General features: G+C 71.8%; 12 protein-coding genes. 4 read left to right on the top strand and 8 right to left on the bottom strand.

Annotation, left to right across the window (positions count from 1 at the left end):
- The coding region (locus ACRDP3_RS22680) for a hypothetical protein (protein WP_431518845.1) at positions 1-1717 on the top strand (1717 nt) is incomplete at its 5' end.
- Between the two features lie 115 nt (positions 1718-1832).
- Here the strand turns inward: ACRDP3_RS22680 and ACRDP3_RS22675 are convergent.
- The 5 genes from ACRDP3_RS22675 to ACRDP3_RS22655 are packed head-to-tail and all read right to left on the bottom strand — an operon-like array spanning position 1833 to position 7771.
- Positions 1833-2846, bottom strand: coding sequence for a LacI family DNA-binding transcriptional regulator (locus tag ACRDP3_RS22675; protein ID WP_431518844.1), 1014 nt, complete (start codon positions 2844-2846; stop codon positions 1833-1835).
- Positions 2843-4528 carry a glycoside hydrolase family 13 protein gene (locus ACRDP3_RS22670; protein WP_431518843.1) on the bottom strand — a complete coding sequence of 562 codons (1686 nt, stop codon included), beginning with the start codon at positions 4526-4528 and terminating at the stop codon, positions 2843-2845. The genes ACRDP3_RS22675 and ACRDP3_RS22670 overlap by 4 nt, the downstream gene beginning before the upstream one ends.
- Positions 4529-4580: 52 nt before the next feature.
- Positions 4581-5426 (bottom strand): sugar ABC transporter permease, encoded by an 846-nt coding sequence (locus ACRDP3_RS22665; RefSeq protein ID WP_431518842.1) that lies wholly within the window; start codon positions 5424-5426, stop codon positions 4581-4583.
- A 2-nt stretch (positions 5427-5428) separates the two neighbouring features.
- The gene (locus ACRDP3_RS22660) at positions 5429-6457 is read right to left on the bottom strand and encodes a carbohydrate ABC transporter permease (RefSeq protein ID WP_431518841.1); all 1029 of its coding nucleotides are present in this window, start codon (positions 6455-6457) and stop codon (positions 5429-5431) included.
- A 24-nt stretch (positions 6458-6481) separates the two neighbouring features.
- The gene (locus ACRDP3_RS22655; protein WP_431518840.1) at positions 6482-7771 is read right to left on the bottom strand and encodes an extracellular solute-binding protein; all 1290 of its coding nucleotides are present in this window, start codon (positions 7769-7771) and stop codon (positions 6482-6484) included.
- 196 nt (positions 7772-7967) lie between these two features.
- Here ACRDP3_RS22655 and ACRDP3_RS22650 point away from each other — a divergent pair, with 196 nt between their 5' ends.
- Together ACRDP3_RS22650 and ACRDP3_RS22645 are read left to right on the top strand one after the other, a co-directional pair.
- Positions 7968-8981: a LacI family DNA-binding transcriptional regulator gene (locus tag ACRDP3_RS22650; protein WP_431518839.1), complete on the top strand. Its 1014-nt coding sequence runs from the start codon at positions 7968-7970 to the stop codon at positions 8979-8981.
- Between the two features lie 94 nt (positions 8982-9075).
- The gene (locus ACRDP3_RS22645) at positions 9076-10008 is read left to right on the top strand and encodes a phosphatase PAP2 family protein (protein WP_431518838.1); all 933 of its coding nucleotides are present in this window, start codon (positions 9076-9078) and stop codon (positions 10006-10008) included.
- A gap of 30 nt (positions 10009-10038) precedes the next feature.
- On the opposite strand, the gene ACRDP3_RS22640 is transcribed toward ACRDP3_RS22645, so the two are convergent.
- The 3 genes from ACRDP3_RS22640 to ACRDP3_RS22630 form a co-directional block, all read right to left on the bottom strand.
- Positions 10039-13017 carry a bifunctional [glutamine synthetase] adenylyltransferase/[glutamine synthetase]-adenylyl-L-tyrosine phosphorylase gene (locus tag ACRDP3_RS22640; protein ID WP_431518837.1) on the bottom strand — a complete coding sequence of 993 codons (2979 nt, stop codon included), beginning with the start codon at positions 13015-13017 and terminating at the stop codon, positions 10039-10041.
- Positions 13018-14379, bottom strand: a complete 1362-nt coding sequence (locus tag ACRDP3_RS22635; RefSeq protein ID WP_431518836.1) for a glutamine synthetase family protein — start codon at positions 14377-14379, stop codon at positions 13018-13020.
- Positions 14380-14802: 423 nt separating this feature from the next.
- Positions 14803-15885: a helix-turn-helix transcriptional regulator gene (locus ACRDP3_RS22630; RefSeq protein WP_431518835.1), complete on the bottom strand. Its 1083-nt coding sequence runs from the start codon at positions 15883-15885 to the stop codon at positions 14803-14805.
- A 205-nt stretch (positions 15886-16090) separates the two neighbouring features.
- Between ACRDP3_RS22630 and ACRDP3_RS22625 the strand changes: the two genes are divergently transcribed.
- Positions 16091-17854 (top strand): NAD+ synthase, encoded by a 1764-nt coding sequence (locus ACRDP3_RS22625; RefSeq protein ID WP_431518834.1) that lies wholly within the window; start codon positions 16091-16093, stop codon positions 17852-17854.
- The last annotated feature ends 165 nt before the right edge of the window (positions 17855-18019 follow it).

Below are 18019 nucleotides of genomic sequence, written 5' to 3'. Positions count from 1 at the left end.
CGCCTACGCCTACGTCCGCGGCCGGGTGCTGCGGGCCGCGCTGGCCGGGGAACGGCCGCGCCGGATCGGCCCGTTGCGGCTGCGCCCGCTCCCCCTGCGCCCCGGGTTCTTCCCCCGGGTTCTCGGGCTGCGGCTCTTCCCCCGCTCCGGCGGCGCCGACGAACTCGCCCTGGACCAAGCACTGTCGGAGGTCACGGGCGCGGGCCGGGCGGCCTATGTGCTGCGTGGCATGGAGGGTCTGACGGACGCCGAGGTACGCCGCACGCTGACCGTCGCCGAGGTACCGGACCCCTCTGTGGCACTGGCCGACGCGGACATGGTGCGGGGGCCCGCGGGCAGCCGGGACCGGTCGCTGCTGGCATCCGCGGAATTCGACCCGTGCACCCTGCAGGCCCGGCCCACCGACCTGATGCGGCGACGGCAGCACGGCCGCGCGGCGCTCGCCGCGGTGGCGGCCGTGCTCCTCTGCGGCGCTCTGCTGGGCCTGCCGGGCGACTCCTGGGGGCAGGACGGTGCCGCGGCGCCGGCCTACGCCCGGAACGCGGCGGCCGAGAAGGCCCTCGACCCCAGGGCGTTGACGCAGGTCTCCGCCGACGCCTGGAGGCGGGCCTCGCGCGCGGACTTCGCCGCCTGGCCGGCCCGCGGCGACCTCACCGACGACCGGGAACTGCTGCGCCGGGCGCTGGCGGTATGGGCCCGTCCCGGCGAGAAGGTGACCGTCTCCGCCACCCGTGGCACCCCCGAAGGGCCGCCTTCGGGCCCGCCCCAGCTGCTGTTCGCGGGACGGGTGGACGGCGCCGCCGTCGTCCTGCTGCACGACGGTCTGCGGGTGGCGCGGTACGCCGAGCCGGAGGGCGCGCAGGAGGGCGGCGCGGTCCTGGACCTGGCCCGTACGGACGGCGCGGACACCGCGTCCTCCGGTGCGCTGGTCCTCTCCCGCAGTGAGACCGACGTCCGCTATCTGACGGCCCCCTGGGTGGCGCGGGCCGCCGAGGCGGACCTGACCAGGCCCGGTGACAGCGGCCGGCCGCTCGACCGCGACAAGGACGGCGTGCTCGAGCCGATCGCCGGTCCGGGCGGCGACCCGGGCAGCTGCGACCACTGGCCCGGGCTGCTGCTGACCACCCGGGGCCGGTCCGCGCCGCATCTCTACACCGACCTGGGCGAGTTGACGCCGCCGCAGGTCACCGCCGGTGCACCCGGCCTTGGGGCCCGCGACGCGACGGGCCCCGAGGCCCGGGCGGGTCTCGCCCGTACCGCCTGCGGACTGCGGGCGATGTCCGGGGGCGGGGTGCGGTCGGTCAACTCGTGGGAGTACGCGCGGCAGTCGCTCCCGGACGGCGCCGGGGAGGCGTCCTGGGTGTGCACCCGCGCTGAGACCTGGCGTGGCGCGGGCGCGCAGGTGCTGGCCGGATTCCGGCCGCCGGCGGGCAAGCCGGCCGAGCCGGCCGTGGTCACCGCGCGGGCGACGGACAGCCCGGCGTGCGGGAAGCGGGAACCCCGGGTGCTGAGCGGCGTGCTGTGGAAGTCGCCGGCGGCTCACTGGTACGTACTGGCGGCCGGAAGCCCACAGGTGACCGGCCTCCGGGTGCGGGGCCCCGGCGGACTGCGCGGCGTCTCGGCGACCCGCACGCTGACACTCCCGGCGCGGCAGGGCGCGAAGGCGAAGCTGACCGGGCGGCTGGCCAACGGTGAGCGGCTGCGCGAGCTGCACTGACCCGCACGGCGGCACGCCCCGGTGGGACCGGCCCGGCCGGCCGGGCGCGTGCGGCCCGTCAACAGGGCCACCGGTCGGCCGGACCGGAGTCACGGGGGCAGGTGAGCGGGGTGGCTCAGGCGGGCGCCTGGCCCGTGGAGCCCCGTACGACCAGTTCCGGCTGGAAGACGAACTCCGTGTGCGGTACGGGGTTTCCGCCGATCTCCTCCAGCAGCGTGTGCACCGCGGCGTTCGCCATGGCGCGCACCGGCTGCCGTACGGTCGTCAGCGGCGGATCGGTGAAGGCGTTCAGCTCCGAGTCGTCGTAGCCGACCACGGAGACGTCGCGGGGCACGTCGAGCCCGCGCTGGCGCACGGCCCGTACGGCGCCCAGCGCCATCAGGTCGCTGCCGCACACGATGCCGGTGCAGCCCTGATCCAGCAGGTCGCCGGCCGCCGCGTGCCCGCCCTCCACCGTGAAGAGGGTGTTGCGCACCGGGCCGGCGCCGCCGGAACCCGCCAGGGCGGCGGCGAAGCCCGCCGCCTTGCGGCGCGCCGGCACGAACCGGTCCGGGCCGACGGCGAGCCCGATCCGCCGGTGCCCCAGGTCCCGCAGATGCCGTACGGCGATCTCGGCGGAGACGTGGTCGTCCGGGGAGACGAAGGGCGCGGTGATCCGCTCGTTGTAGCCGTTGATCAGGACGAACGGCACGCCGCGGTCCCCCAATCGGGCGTAGCGGGCCGGATCGGCGCTCAGGTCGGCGTGCAGCCCGGAGAGGAAGATGATGCCGGTGACGGCACGCTCCACGAGCTGGTCGACCAGCTCGTCCTCGGTCGCCCCGCCGGGCAGCTGGGTGCCGAGCACGGGCGTGTAGCCGTAACCCGACAGGGCCTGCTCGATGACCTGCGCGAAGGCCGGGAAGATGGGGTTGGTCAGTTCCGGGATCACCAGGCCGACCAGCCCGGCGCTGCGCCGGCTCAGGCGTACGGGGCGTTCGTAGCCGAGCACGTCCAGCGCGGCGAGCACGCGCCGCCGGGTGGGCGCGGCCACGCCCGTCTTGCCGTTGAGCACCCGGCTGACGGTGGCCTCGCTGACCTCCGCCTGGCCGGCGATGTCGGCGAGGCGGGTGGCGGGCAGCACCGACGTCATGCGCCCGTCCCGGTGGCCTGTCCGGCGGCCGGTGGCGCGGCCCACCAGGCGGTGGTGTCCGGCGGGAGCGTGACGCCGCCGTCGTACGGGCCGCTGGTGAGCAGCAACTCGCCCAGCTGCTTGGTGAGTTCGGCGGGAAGGCCAGCGGCGTGCTCCGCCGTGTTGGCGGTGCAGACGAAGCCGCCGCGCCGGAAGGCGAGCACCCCCTCGGGTGCCGGCAGCCACTCCACCGACTCGCCGGCGCCCAGGCCGGGCTGGTCGCGGCGGAGCCGCAGGGCGGCGCGGTAGAGCTCCAGCGTGGAGGCGGGGTCGCCGGTCTGGGCCGCGACCGACAGCTCGCCCCAGCCGGCCGGTTGCGGCAGCCAGCCGCCGCCGTCGCCGAACCCGTAGGAGCTGCCGCTCCGCTCCCAGGGCAGCGGTACGCGGCAGCCGTCGCGCAGTCCGTCCTGGCCGTTGTCGCGGAAGAAGGAGGGGTCCTGACGGGCGTCGTCGGGCAGCTCGGTCACCTCGGGCAGGCCCAGTTCCTCGCCCTGGTAGAGGTACGCCGATCCGGGCAGCGCCAGCATCAGCAGCGCGGCGGCCCGGGCGCGGGGCAGGCCACCGCCGAGCCGGGTGCGGTGGCGTACGACGTCGTGGTTGGACAGCACCCAGGTCGCGGGCGCGGCGACCGGGCGCATCGCCGCCAGCGACTCCTCGATGACGTCGCGCAGCGCGTCGGCTTCCCAACCGGTCTGCAGGTAGTGGAAGTTGAAGGCCTGGTGCAGTTCGTCGGGGCGTACGTACAGGGCGGTGCGCCCCGAGTCGGGTGTCCACGCCTCGGCGACGCCGATCCGCTCCCCCGGGTACTCCTCCAGGACCCGCCGCCAGTCGCGGTAGATCTCGTGCACCCCGTCCTGATCGAAGAAGGGAAGCGGCGCGCTGCCCAGCAGCCGCAGTTGCCCGGTCCGTCCCGTGTCGGGCAGCCCGGGAGCCTTGACCAGGCCGTGTGCGACGTCGACGCGGAAGCCGTCGACGCCCCGGTCGAGCCAGAAGCGCAGCAGGGTGCGGAACTCGTCGCGCACGGCGGGGTGTTCCCAGTTGAAGTCGGGCTGCTCCGGGGCGAAGAGGTGCAGGTACCACTCGCCGCCCTCGCCACCGCCCTCTCCAGCACCCTCGTCGGCGGCGTCCTTGACGCGGGTCCAGGCGGGGCCGCCGAAGACGGACTCCCAGTCGTTGGGGGGCTCTTCGCCCAGCGGGCCTCTGCCGGGCTTGAAGTGGTAGCGGTCGCGGGCCGGTGAGCCGGGGCCCTCGGCCAGCGCGCGCTGGAACCATTCGTGCTGGTCGGAGGAGTGGTTGGGCACGATGTCGACGATGACGCGCAGGCCCAGTGCGTGTGCGTCGTCGATCAGGGCGGCGGCGTCGGCCAGTTCACCGAAGCGCGGGTCGACGGCGCGGTAGTCGGACACGTCGTAGCCGCCGTCGGCCTGCGGCGACGCGTAGAAGGGGCTGAGCCAGACGGCGTCCACGCCCAGCCCGGCGAGGTAGGGCAGCCGGGCCCGTACACCCGCGAGGTCGCCCATGCCGTCACCGTCGGCGTCTGCGAAGGAGCGCGGATAGACCTGGTAGATCACCGCGTCCCGCCACCAGCCGGTGCGGGTGTCGGCAGCGGTCATGGCGGGGCCGGCGGCGAGATGCTGGGTCATGTCATCCCTGAAAGGTAGAGGTGCGTGCGGTGCGTGCGGTGCGTGCGGCGCGTCAGGACTTCGTCGCGCCGGCGGTCAGTCCGGAGACCAGGTGCCGCTGCGCGAGGCCGAAGACGAGGGCCGCCGGCACGGCGATGACGACGGCGGCCGCGGTCATCGAACCCCAGTCGGCGCCGTAGCGGTTGACGAAGGTCTGCAGGCCGCCGGCGAGGGTGAGATTCTCCTCGCCGGTCATGAAGGCGGTGGCGTAGGCGACTTCGGCCCAGGCCGTGACGAAGGTGTAGAAGCCGGTGACGGCCAGGCCCGGTCTGGCCAGCGGCAGGATGAGGCGCCAGAAGGTGCCGAAGGGGTTGAGGCCGTCGACACGTCCGGACTCGTCGATGTCGACGGGAATGCTGTCGAAGAAGCCCTTCATCATCCAGGCGCAGAACGGCACCGCGACGGTGAGATAGGTGATGATCAGACCGACGGGCTGGTTCAGCAGGCCGAGCCGGGCCAGGGTGTTGTAGAGCGGCACGATGAGCACCGCCATGGGGAACATCTGAGTGATCAGCAGCACCCACATCAGCGGGCGCATGCCGGGGAAGCGGAAGCGGCTGATCGCGTAGCCGGCGGTGGCGGCGATGAAGACGCCGATCAGGGTCGTACCGGCCACCACCAGCAGTGAGTTGCCGAACCAGGTCAGGAAGTAGGTGTCCGCGATGACGTGGGTGTAGTTGTCCAGGGTGAAGTCGTGCACCAGGGCCGCGGAGAAGGACTCGCTCTTCGGCTTGAAGGAGGTCACCAGCAGCCACAGCGGGGGGAAGAGCGCGACGACGGTCGCGGCCAGCAGCCCGGCGTGCAGTCCGACGGATGCGGCTGTGCTCCGCCCGTGCCGGGTTCCGGTTACCGATCGCATCCTCACCACACCTCTCCCTGGCGGCGCAGGGCCCGCCGGTAGACCACCGTGAACAACGACAGCAGCACCAGGATGAGCACGCCCCAGGCGGCCGAAGTGGCGAAGTCCCGCGGGCTGTTGACGAAGGACAGCCGGAAGGCGTACGTCACCAGGATCTCCGTGGAGTCCTCCGGGCCGCCCTTGGTGAGCAGGTAGATCACCGGGAACATGTTGAAGGTCCAGATGGTGCTGAGCAGGACCACCGTGCTGCTGACCGTACGGACGCCGGGCAGCGTGATGTTGCGGAACCGCTGCCAGGGACCGGCGCCGTCCATCTCGGCGGCCTCGTACAGCTCACCCGGTATGGACTGCAGGGCGCCCAGCATGGCGACGATCATGAAGGGGACGCCGAGCCAGACGTTGACCGCGATGACCGACAGCTTGGCCCAGGTGGGATCGCCCAGCCAGGCGACGCCTTCCACGCCGCCGCCGTCGAGGACCTTGTTGAGCAGTCCGTTCTTCTCGTTGAAGAGCATCTTCCAGGCGAAGACGGAGACGAAGGCCGGGACGCCCCAGGGCACGATCATCGCGATCCGGTACCAGGAGCGGCCGGCCACCCGCCGGTTGAGCATGTTGGCCAGCGTCAGCCCGAGCAGGAAGGTGACGCTGACGCAGCCCACCGTCCACACCACGGTCCAGCCGAGCCGGTCCCAGAAAACGCTGTCGGTGAGGATGGCGGTGTAGTTCTCCAGCCCGGTGAAGCGGTACGTCGCCGGAATGTGGTTGACGCCGATGATGCGTTCGACGTTGGCCTCGTCGGCGTCGGTGAGCGAGAGATACGCCCCGCGCACCAGCGGATAGCCGATGATCACGCCGATGACGAGGACGACCGGAGCCACCATGGCCCAGGCGTACCAATGCCGGGCGAGCGCACGGCGCAGTCCTCCCCGCCCGTCCCCGTGCTTCGCACTCCGGCGGCCGCGACCGCGGGCGGAGTCCTCGCCGCCGCCCGCGGTCCTCGCCACCGGCCGGCCCGTGATGTCCACAGCCATGCCCGGTCTGCCATCCCCTCGTGGTTACTTGTAGTCCTTGAGCACCTTGCGGAACCCGTCGCCGACCTTGTCCGCGGCGTCCTTGGGGCTGCGGCTTCCGGTGAGCACGGCGTCCATCTGCCCGCGGATGGGCTCGAAGAGGGCGTTGCCCTCGGCGATCCAGGGGCGCTGCACGGCCTTGTCCACGGCGGGCTTGAAGAACTCGACCATGGTGTTGTTCTTGACCGACGGCTCGTCATAGACGGACTCGCGGGTGGGCAGCAGGCTCAGCTCCTCAGTGGTGCGCTGCTGCACCTCGGCCGAGCTCATGTACTTCGCGAACTCCTGCGCGGTCCGGGTGTTCTTGCTGCCCGCGTACACCGACAGGTTCCAGCCGCCCTGCGGCGACCCGCTCCGCACGCTGCCCGCGGGTACGGGCGCGACGCCGAGGTTGTCCTTGTCACCCTTGAATTCCTTGCCCTGCTGGGCACCCGCGATATCCCACGGTCCGTCGATGATCATGGCGACGTCGCCGTCCTGGAAGGCCTTGAGGCCGTTCTCCTGGCCGTCGCTGGTGTCGGTCGTCGCGGCCTTGGAGTCGACCAGGTCCTTCATGGTGGTGAACGCCTTGGCGCCGGGGCCGTCGTCGACGGTGATCTTCTTGGCCTTCGCGTCGACGAGGTCGCCGCCCTCGCCGTAGAGGTAGGGCAGGAACCAGTACGGGTCGTCGCCGCGCAGGTACAGGCCGGTCTTGCCGGTCTCGCTCTTGATCTTCTTCGCGGACTTCTTCAGCTCGGCGAAGGACTTCGGCACCCCGACGCCCGCGTCCTTGAGCATCTTCTTGTTGTAGAAGAGCCCGAGGGTGTCGGTGACCTGCGGCAGGGCGTAGGTCTTGCCCTTGTAGCGGGTGCTGCCGGCGGCCGTCTTGAGGTAGTCCGAGGGCTTGTCCAGCGCCGGGGTGCCGTCCAGCGGTGCGAGGTAGCCGAGGCTGGCGAAGTCGGCGACCCAGGCGACCTCGGTGCGCATCACGTCGGGGGCGCCGGAGTTGCCGCCCGCGGCGTTCTTGAACTTCTGGTTCGCGTCACCGAAGTTGACGTGCACGTACTTCACATCGACCTTGGGGTGCTGCTTCTCGAAGTCCTCGGCGATCTTCTTGTACGCGCCCTTCTCGGCGTCGTTCGAGGTGTCCCAGTAGGTGACGGTGCCGGCTATCTCGCCGTTCGCCCCCTTGTCGCTCCCGCTCCCGTCACTGTCCCCGCCGCACGCCGTCGCCGTCAGTGCGAGCACCGCGGCCACGGCGGTGGCTGCTGCTGTGCGACGCCTGTCACGCCCCATGTCCATTCCTCCCACGTGTGCTCCCCGTCGGCCTCCGGCCTGGGGGACCCCGGCGCCTCGGGCGGCGCTCGGCTGCGCAGGAACGTAACAGCGTGAAAAGACTTTGCGAAAGAGTTTGCGGCAACTTTCAGCAAGATTGTTTGCAGACGGCCGCGCGCGAGACGCCGCGGCCGTGCGCCCGGTACAGTCGAGCCCTGTGACCGCACGACTAGCTGACATCGCAGCACAGGCGGGGGTCAGCGAAGCGACCGTCAGCCGTGTGCTCAACGGCAAGCAGGGCGTCGCGGCGGCCACCCGCGAATCCGTCCTGGCCGCCCTCGACGTGCTCGGGTATGAAAGGCCGGTCAGGCTGCGGCAGCGCAGCGCCGGGCTGGTCGGTCTGATCACTCCCGAGCTGGAGAACCCGATCTTCCCCGCCTTCGCCCAGGTGATCGCCCAGGCCCTCACCAGGCAGGGGTACACACCGGTGCTGGCGACGCAGACGCCCGGCGGATCGACGGAGGACGAGCTGACCGAGATGCTCGTGGACCGCGGGGTCGCCGGCATCATCTTCGTCTCCGGGCTGCACGCCGACACCACCGCCGACATGCAGCGCTACGAACGGCTGCGCGGGCAGGGCGTGCCCTTCGTGCTCATCAACGGGTTCTCGGCCAAGGTGCGGGCGCCGTTCGTCTCGCCCGACGACCGGGCGGCGATGCGGCTGGCCGTGACGCATCTGGGGGCGCTGGGGCACCGGCGGATCGGGCTGGCGCTGGGTCCCGGTCGCTTCGTGCCCGTACAGCGCAAGACCGAGGGCTTTCTGCGCGCGATGGAAGAGCAGTTGGGCCTGTCGACGGACGAGGCGGGGCGGTTCGTCGAGCACTCCCTCTACACCCTGGAGGGCGGACAGGCCGCCGCCACCGCGCTGTTGGAGCGCGGCGTAACGGCCGTGGTGTGCGCCAGCGACATGATGGCGCTCGGCGCGATCCGGGCGGCCCGGCAGCGGGGAAGTGAAGTCCCGGGCGACGTCTCGGTGATCGGCTTCGACGACTCCCCGCTCATCGCCTTCACCGATCCGCCGCTCACGACGATCCGTCAGCCGGTGCCCGCGATGGGGCAGGCGGCGGTCCGCGCGCTGCTCGAGGAGATCGGCGGTACGCCCGCCCCGCACAGCGAGTTCGTCTTCCTTCCGGAGCTGGTCGTACGGGGTTCAACGGCCTCCGCCCCCTAGGTCGGCCCTCGGCCACAGGGAGGACTGAAACCGGCTGGATGACCGACCGCAGGATGATCGGGCGCCCTGCCCTCTTCTGGCAGACTGTCCCCTCATGGGGGTACCGACTACACCGAAGACGAGCACCACGCCCGTTCGCCGGCCGGCCACCGCGACCCCGCAGAAGGAGTCTCGCGAAGCCGGTGACACCGTCGGCAGCACCGGTGAGGCCGAGGGGAAACAGGAGGCCGGAAGCAGCGGGAGACCGGCCGCACTGACCCGGCTGCGGGCCGCCCGGCGGCCCACGATCTGGTTCGAGATCCTGCTCATCGCGGTCAGTTACTGGACGTACTCCCTCATCCGCAACGCCGTACCCGAACAGCGCACCCAGGCACTCGACAACGCCGACTGGGTGTGGAAGACGGAGCACGTGCTCGGCATCGCGGTCGAGAATTCCGTCAACCACGCCGCCAACAGCGTCACCTGGCTCATCCTCACGATGAACTACTACTACGCGACACTGCACTTCATCGTGACGATCGGGTTACTGGTCTGGCTCTACCGCAGGCATCCCGGCCGGTACGCGGCGACCCGCCTCGTCCTCTTCGCCACCACCGGCATCGCCCTGCTCGGCTACTACCTCTTCCCGCTGGCGCCGCCCCGGCTGATGCGCGGCGACGGCTTCATCGACACCGTGAACGTCCACCAGACCTGGGGATCGATGGCGTCGGGCAACCTGGCGGACATGTCGAACCAGTACGCCGCCATGCCCTCGATGCACATCGGATGGTCGGTGTGGTGCGGCATCACCATCGCCGCGCTCGCGGGGCCGCTGTGGGTACGCGCCCTGGGGGCGCTGTACCCGGTGCTCACGCTCGTGGTGATCGTCTGCACCGCCAACCACTTCTGGCTGGACGCGGTGGGCGGCGTGATCTGCCTGGCCTTCGGCTTCGCCCTCTCCTACGGCTGGTACGGGCGCCTTTCCTACCGCCTGCCCAAACGGGTCGCGGTGCCGGCCGTGCCGGCCCAGTCCCCCGCCCGGCAGTAGTGCCCCTCCCGGCACTGGACACCGGCGCGTTCAGTCCTCGTAGAAGAGCCGCTCGGCCACGCCGCGCGCCCGCCGGGTGACGCGGCGGTAGTCGTCCAGCATCTCTCCGCTGCCGCCGGTCACCGAGTACCCGAGGTATCGCCCGACCGCGCCCAACTCCCGTGCCTCCGAGGGGAAGGTGTCCCCGGCCCGGCCCCGTACCAGCATCACCGCGTTGCGCACCCGCGTCGCCAGCAGCCACGCCTCGTCCAGGGTGTGGGCGTCCTCCTCGCTCAGCAGCTCCGCCTCCCGCGCGGCGGCCAGCGCCGCCCGGGTACGGGTCGTGCGCAGCCCCGGCCGGTCCGCGCCGTGCCGCAGCTGGAGCAGCTGCACCGTCCACTCCACGTCGGCGAGCCCGCCCCGGCCCAGCTTCGCGTGCGTGGTCGCGTCGGCTCCGCGCGGCATCCGCTCGGCCTCCATGCGTGCCTTCAGCCGCCTTATCTCGCGCAGCGCCTCCTCGCCGAGGCCGGCTGCCGGATACCGCAGCGGATCGATGAGTTCGACGAAGCGGCGGCCCAGTTCCGGGTCGCCGGCGACCGGTTCGGCCCTCAGCAGCGCCTGGCTCTCCCAGGCCACCGACCAGCGGCGGTAGTAGGCGGCGTAGGACTCCAGCGACCGCACCAGCGGCCCCGACCGGCCCTCCGGACGCAGGTCGGCGTCGATCGGCAACGGGGGGTCGGCGGTGGGCAGTTGGAGCAGCCGTCGCAGTTCGGTGGCGACGGCGAAGGCGGCCTTGCCCGCTTGGTGCTCGTTCACGCCCTCGCGCGCCTCGTGCACGAACAGGACATCGGCGTCCGAGCCGTAGCTCAGCTCGTGTCCGCCGAATCTGCCCATGCCGATCACGGCGAACCGGATGGGGAGTTCCTCCCCCCACTTGTCGCGCACCGCGGCCCTCAACGCGCCCGCGATGGTGGCGGCGTTGAGGTCGGTGAGGGCGTCGCCGATCCGGTCCACGGCCGGTGCCGCCTCCTCGGCGGGCCGCTCCTCGGTGCCGTACGCGCCGATCAGGTCGCCCGCGGCCGTACGGAACAACTCGCGGCGCCGCACCCCGCGTGCCACCGCCACCGCCGTTTCGGCGTCCGGGGCGCGGCCGACGGCGGCCAGCACCTCCTGGGTCAGCGCCTCACGGGAGCGCGGCCGCAGCCCGCCCTCGTCGCCGAGCAGCGCGACCGCCTCGGGGGCGCGCAGCAGCAGATCGGGCGCGAAGCGCCCGGCGGAGAGCACCCGCGCGAGGTTCTCGGCCGCGGCGCCCTCGTCCCTCAGCAGCCGCAGGTACCAGGGCGTCTTGCCGAGCGCGTCGGAGACCTTGCGGAAGCCGAGCAGCCCCGCGTCGGGGTCGGCGGAGTCGGCGAACCAGCCCAACAGCACCGGCAGCAGCGTGCGTTGGATGGCCGCCTTCCGGCTCACCCCGCTGGCCAGCGCCTCCAGGTGGCGCAGCGCCCCGGCCGGATCGGCGTAGCCCAGTGCCTCCAGCCGCTGCCGGGCCGCACGCGGCGAGAGCCGTGCCTCGCCGACGTCGAGCTGGGCGACGGCGTCCAGCAGCGGGCGGTAGAAGAGCTTCTCGTGCAGCCGCCGTACGGCCGCGGCGTGCCGCCGCCATGCCCGGTGCAGCTCGGTGACCGGTTCGCTGCGGTAACCCAGCGAACGACTCAGCCGGCGCTGGTCCGCCTCGGCCTCCGGCATCAGGTGGGTGCGGCGCAGCCGGTAGAGCTGGATGCGGTGCTCCATGGTGCGCAGGAAGCGGTAGGCGGCATCCAGCGCGGCGGCGTCCTGCCGCCCGATGTAGCCGCCCACGGCGAGCGCGTCCAGGGCGGCGAGTGTGGTGGGGCTGCGCAGCGTGGCGTCGGAGCGGCCGTGCACCAACTGCAGCATCTGTACGGCGAATTCGACGTCCCGCAGGCCGCCGGGGCCGAGCTTCAGCTCGCGTTCGACCTGGGCGGCGGGGATGTTCTCCACCACCCGGCGGCGCATCTGCTGCACGTCGGGGACGAAGTTCTCCCGCTCGGCCGCCGACCAGACCAGGGGGGCGACGGCCTCCGCGTACGCCTCGCCGAGCGCGGTGTCGCCCGCCACCGGCCGGGCCTTGAGCAGCGCCTGGAACTCCCAGGTCTTCGCCCAGCGGTTGAGGTAGGCGAGGTGGGAGAAGAGGGTGCGTACGAGCGGGCCGTTGCGGCCCTCGGGACGGAGGTTGGCGTCCACCGGCCAGATGGTGCCCTCGGCCGTGGTGTCGGAGCAGATCCGCATCAGGTGCGCCGCGAGCCGGGTGGCGGCCTGCAGCGCCTCGGCCTCGGCCGCGCCGTCCGCCGGCTCCGCGACGAAGATGACGTCCACGTCGGAGACGTAGTTGAGTTCGCGGCCCCCGCACTTGCCCATGCCGATCACCGCGAGCCGGCACGCCCTCGCGTCGTCGGGGGCCGCCCTCCGGGCCAGGGCGAGCGCGGCGCGCAGCGTGGCGGTGGCGAGGTCGGCCAGCTCGGCGGCGGTCTCGGCCAGATCGCTGGTGCCGCACATGTCGCGGGCCGCGATGGACAGCAGGCAGCCCCGGTAGCGGTGCCGCAGATCGTCGGGGTCCACAGCGGCCCCGACCGCCGCCTCGAACTCCTCGACGCCCGGGTGCAGATCGGCCGCCTCGTAGGTGACCAGCGCCTTCCAGTCGTCCGGATGCCCGGCCAGGTGGTCCCCGAGCGCCTCCGACGCCCCGAGCACACTCAGCAGCCGGTCCCGCAGCGGCTTGCTGGCCAGCAGGGTGTCCAGCAGCGGCTGCGGATCGTGCTGCGCCTCGACGAGCCGGACGAGCCCGATCAGGGCGAGGTCGGGGTCGGCGGTACCGCCGAAGGCGTCCAGCAGACCGGTGTCACCGCGCACCTCGTCCAGGTCCTTCAGCGCGAGGAGCCGCTCGGCCGCCGCCGGTTCGGTGAAGCCGCGCCGCACCAGCTGCCCGTACCGGCTGTCCCGGCGTCCGCCCAGCACTTACAGCACCGGCAGACTCTTGCGCAGTTCGAAGGCGGTGACTTCGCTTCGGTACTCCTCCCACTCCTGCTTCTTGTTCCGCAGGAAGAAGTCGTAGACGTGCTCACCCAGCGTCTCGGCGACCAGCTCGCTGCGCTCCATCAGCGTGATGGCCTCGCCGAGGTTCTGCGGCAGCGGCTCGATGCCCATGGCGCGCCGCTCGGCGTCGGAGAGCGCCCAGACGTCGTCGTCGGCGCCCGGCGGCAGTTCGTATCCCTCCTCGATGCCCTTCAGGCCGGCGGACAGCAGGGTGGCGTAGGCGAGATAGGGGTTGGCGCCCGCGTCGAGCGAGCGCACCTCGATGCGGGTGGAGCCCATCTTGCCGGGCTTGTACATCGGCACCCGGATGAGGGCGCTGCGGTTGTTGTGACCCCAGCAGATGTAGGAGGGGGACTCGCCGCCCTCACCCGCGGTGCGGTTGGCGCCGCCCCAGATGCGCTTGTAGGAGTTGACCCACTGGTTGGTGACGGCGGAGATCTCGTCCGCGTGCTTGAGCAGTCCGGCGATGAAGGAGCGGCCGACCTTGGAGAGCTGGTATTCGGAGCCGCCTTCGTAGAAGGCGTTGCGGTCGCCCTCGAAGAGTGACAGGTGGGTGTGCATGCCGGAGCCGGGGTGCTCCGAGAAGGGCTTGGGCATGAACGTGGCCTGCACGCCCTGCTCCAGGGCGACCTGTTTCATCACCAGCCGGAACGTCATGATGTTGTCGGCGGTCGACAGGGCGTCCGCGTACCGCAGGTCGATCTCCTGCTGGCCCGGTGCGCCCTCGTGGTGGGAGAACTCCACCGAGATCCCCATCGACTCCAGCATCGTGATCGCCTGCCGCCGGAAGTCCATGCCGACGTGCTGCGGTGTGTGGTCGAAGTAGCCGGAGGTGTCCGCGGGCACCGGCCGGCTGCCGTCCACGGGCCGGTCCTTGAGCAGGAAGAACTCGATCTCGGGGTGGGTGTAGAAGGTGAAGCCGAGGTCGGATGCCCTGGCCAGGCAGCGCTTGAGCACGTAGCGCGGGTCGGCGTAGGAGGGTGAGCCGTCCGGCATCAGGATGTCGCAGAACATCCGGGCGGTCCCGGGGGCCTCGGCCCGCCAGGGCAGGATCTGGAAGGTGCCCGGATCGGGCTTGGCGATCATGTCGGACTCGTAGACGCGGGCGAAGCCCTCGATCGCCGAGCCGTCGAAGCCGATCCCCTCGTCGAACGCCTGCTCAAGCTCGGCGGGCGCGACGGCGACGGACTTGAGGAAGCCGAGTACGTCGGTGAACCACAGCCGCACGAACCGGATGTCGCGCTCCTCGAGCGTGCGGAGCACGAATTCCTGCTGCTTATCCATAGTCACCCATCCTCGCTGGTCAGGCTGCCCGACCGCACCCCGCGGGGGCCATCGCGTCAGATCAGCATCCCACCACACGGTTTCCGGAAGATTGCGTACGCGGGTCCGGACTCCGCGCGTCCAGTACACCATGGGGAACGGCACGGGCAGGAGGGACCAAGGGCCGGGTGCGTGCCCGGCGGCCGCCCTGCCGGGGCGCTGCCTGCCGGGCCGGGTTTCCGGGAGCCGGAGAACCCGGGAACCCTGGAAAGACGTCAGCCGCGGTCCGGCAGTGGGGGATACCGGACCGCGGCTGGGTGTTGCCGGGGCCCCCGTGCTCGCGGCCCCCGGCCGTGTGGTCTTGGGTCACTCGGCGGTCATTCGAAGCTCAACACAGCGGCAGGGGCGGAGCAAGAGAACCCGGAGAAGGCACAGCTGCGGAGCTTACGGGCCATTCCCCACAGCTCGGACACCGCTTCCGTCGGCCGTGCCGGCCACTTCGCCGCCCGCGCCCGACGGCTGCGAGACCCATCCGAGGCTCGCCGCGCGCATCCCCAGCTGGAAGCGCGTACCCGCGCCGAGGCGTTCCATCAGACCACTCAGGCGGCGCTGGAAGGTGCGGTAGCTGACGCCGAGTTGGCGCGCCATCACCTGGTCCGTCAGGCCCGTCGTCAGCAGCGCCAGCAGCCGGACCTCGTCCGGGGTCGGGGCGTCTCCCGCGCCGTGCGGGCGGCCCGCCACGTACGCGGAGAGCGGCAGCGCCCGCGCCCACAGCACCTCGAAGAACTCGCACAGCGCGTCCAGCAGCCCCGAGGGGTGCACCACCACGCTGCTGGCCATCTCGTGCGGCGCGGAACGCAGCGGGATGAGGGCGACCCTGTCGTCCGCGACCAGCAGCTTCGTCGGCGTATCGGCCATCACCCTGGCCTCCTCGCCCAGTTCGGCGCACGCCTCGATGTCGGTGTCGATGCGGTGGAAGGTCGCCAGCCCGTTGGTGTCGTAGATGACGCGGTAGCCGATGCCACGCCGCATGGTCTTCGCCTGCACCGGCATCATCCCCGTCTTGGGGTCCAGCCGGTCCGGGTCGCTGTTGGCGTACGGGGGCCGGTCGATGCCCCGTATCTGGTGGCGTGCGCTGTGCTGCAACTGGTCGACCTGCTGGATCACGGCCGCCCGGCCGGTGACGATCTCCACCAGGTCGCCGGGGTCACGGGCGGCGGCGTTGGTGCGGAAGCGGGTGGCCAGCAGCTGGACGTGGCGGCGGGTGCGGTGAATGGCCTCCTCACGGGCCAGCAGCAGCGTCTCGAAGGCGACCTCGGGCGCCACCGGCAGGAACCGCTCCTCCCCCCGCCGCTCCCCCGGATACCGGCCCGCCAGGCCCGACTTCTCCAGCGCGGCGAGGGTCTCGCGCACCCGCGCGGCGCTCAGCCCGAGCGCCGCACGGAGCTCGGGGACGGTGACGGCGCCGTCGACGAGCGCCTCGTACATCTGCTGCTGGACAGGTTCGAGACCGAGTGCGTCCAACATGTGCGTCCCCTTGTGCGGTGGCGAGTTCACGTCACTGACCGATGCCCGCCAGGCAGGCGGCGAATCCAGTACAGCACGTATCGAAATAGTGCGGATACCCTTCAGTAGCAGAGCCTGACCGCCGTATCCGGCCGTTCGGCGCCCGCCGGCGCCCGTGAGCGCCCGCGCCCCGCATCGCGTCAGACAGACGATTACAGTGGGAGCCGTGCCTCACCTACGTCTCGCCCTGAACCAGATCGACTCCACCGTCGGCGACCTCGACGGCAACGCCGAAGCGGTCCTGCACTGGACCCGGCGCTCCGTCGAGCGGGGAGCGCACCTCGTCGCGTTTCCCGAGATGATGCTGACCGGCTATCCCGTCGAGGACCTGGCGCTGCGGTCCTCGTTCGTGCACGCCAGCCGGGCCGCGCTGCGCGCGCTGGCAGGGCGGCTGTCCGACGAGGGCTTCGGCGAGGTCCCCGTCGTGGTCGGCTACCTCGACCGCGCCGAGCAGGCCCGCCCCGGCTACGCCCGCCCGGCGGGTGCCCCGCAGAACGCCGCCGCCGTACTGCACCGCGGCGAGGTGGCGCTGACCTTCGCCAAGCACCATCTGCCCAACTTCGGCGTCTTCGACGAGTTCCGCTACTTCGTGCCGGGCGAGACCCTCCCCGTCGTACGCGTGCACGGCGTCGACGTCGCGCTGGCCATCTGCGAGGACCTGTGGCAGGACGGCGGCCGGGTGCCGGCCGCCCGTACGGCCGGCGCCGGACTCCTGCTCTCCGTCAACGCCTCCCCCTACGAGCGCGACAAGCGCGACACCCGGCTGGAGCTGGTGCGCAAGCGCGCCCAGGAGGCCGGCTGCACCACCGCCTATCTGGCGATGACGGGCGGCCAGGACGAGCTGGTATTCGACGGCGACTCGATCGTCGTCGACGCCCGTGGTGAAGTGCTCGCGCGGGCACCGCAGTTCGAGGAGGACTGCGTCGTACTCGACCTGGAGCTGCCCGCCGCGGCGGACACCCCGCCCGCCGGCACGGTCGACGACGGGCTGCGCGTCGAGCACGTCACGCTGTCGCCCGACCCGCTGCCCGCCTGCGAGCCGGAGTTCACCGGGAGCGAGGCGCGGCGACTGGAGGACGACGAGGAGATCTACACCGCCCTCGTCGTCGGCCTGCGCGCGTACGCCGCCAAGAACGGCTTCCGCTCGGTGATCTTCGGCCTCTCCGGCGGCATCGACTCCGCCCTCGTCGCCGCCATCGCCTGCGACGCTCTCGGCCCCGAAAACGTCTACGCCGTCTCGATGCCCTCCCGCTACTCCTCGGAGCACTCCAAGGACGACGCCGCCGAGATGGCCCGCCGCACGGGGCTCAACTACCGCACGGTGCCCATCGGTCCGATGTTCGACGCCTTCATGGAGGCCGTCGAACTCACCGGTGTCTCGGAGGAGAACCTCCAGTCACGGCTGCGTGGTGTGACGTTGATGGGCCTGTCCAACCAGGAGGGGCACATCGTGCTCGCGCCGGGCAACAAGTCCGAGCTGGCGTGCGGCTATTCGACGCTCTACGGCGACTCTGTCGGCGCGTACGGACCCATCAAGGACGTCTACAAGACCAACGTCTTCCGGCTGGCGAAGTGGCGTAACCGCGCCGCGGCCGAGCGTGGCGACACCCCGCCGATCCCCGAGAACAGCATCACCAAGCCGCCCAGCGCGGAACTGCGCCCCGGCCAGGTCGACTCGGACTCCCTGCCGGACTACGACGTGCTGGACCGCATCCTGAAGCTGTACGTCGACGGGGACGTGGGCCGCGAAGGCATCATCGAGCACGGCTTCGACCCCGACGTCGTCACACGTGTGCTGCGGATGACGGACGCCGCGGAGTACAAGCGCCGTCAGTACCCGCCGGGCACGAAGATCTCCGCCAAGGGCTTCGGCAAGGACCGCCGCCTGCCCATCACCAACCGCTGGCGCGAGGCCGCCGTGGAGCAGTGAGGCGACTCCCCGAACTCCCTGCGCCACGCGGGGACTTCGGGGACTTCTGCGACTTCTGGCGACTCGTACCGTGAGTCGGCGGATCTCACCGCCTCGGCCTGACCCGGCTCACGGACCGTACGGGCGGGGCCGGGGACGGCGACTCACGGCAGCGTCTGGATGCGC

The organism is Streptomyces sp., assembly GCF_050698815.1.
Lineage (GTDB): Bacteria > Actinomycetota > Actinomycetes > Streptomycetales > Streptomycetaceae > Streptomyces.
This window is presented reverse-complemented; position numbering and strand designations above follow the sequence as displayed.

Bases quoted from the DNA above. Each gene is read 5' to 3' on its own strand.
- ACRDP3_RS22675 (WP_431518844.1), bottom strand. From the start codon at position 2,846: ATGACGTCGGTGCTGCCCGCCACCCGCCTCGCCGACATCGCCGGCCAG.
- ACRDP3_RS22670 (WP_431518843.1), bottom strand. From the start codon at position 4,528: ATGACCCAGCATCTCGCCGCCGGCCCCGCCATGACCGCTGCCGACACC.
- ACRDP3_RS22665 (WP_431518842.1), bottom strand. From the start codon at position 5,426: ATGCGATCGGTAACCGGAACCCGGCACGGGCGGAGCACAGCCGCATCC.
- ACRDP3_RS22660 (WP_431518841.1), bottom strand. From the start codon at position 6,457: ATGGCTGTGGACATCACGGGCCGGCCGGTGGCGAGGACCGCGGGCGGC.
- ACRDP3_RS22655 (WP_431518840.1), bottom strand. From the start codon at position 7,771: ATGGGGCGTGACAGGCGTCGCACAGCAGCAGCCACCGCCGTGGCCGCG.
- ACRDP3_RS22645 (WP_431518838.1), top strand. From the start codon at position 9,076: ATGGGGGTACCGACTACACCGAAGACGAGCACCACGCCCGTTCGCCGG.
- ACRDP3_RS22635 (WP_431518836.1), bottom strand. From the start codon at position 14,379: ATGGATAAGCAGCAGGAATTCGTGCTCCGCACGCTCGAGGAGCGCGAC.
- ACRDP3_RS22630 (WP_431518835.1), bottom strand. From the start codon at position 15,885: ATGTTGGACGCACTCGGTCTCGAACCTGTCCAGCAGCAGATGTACGAG.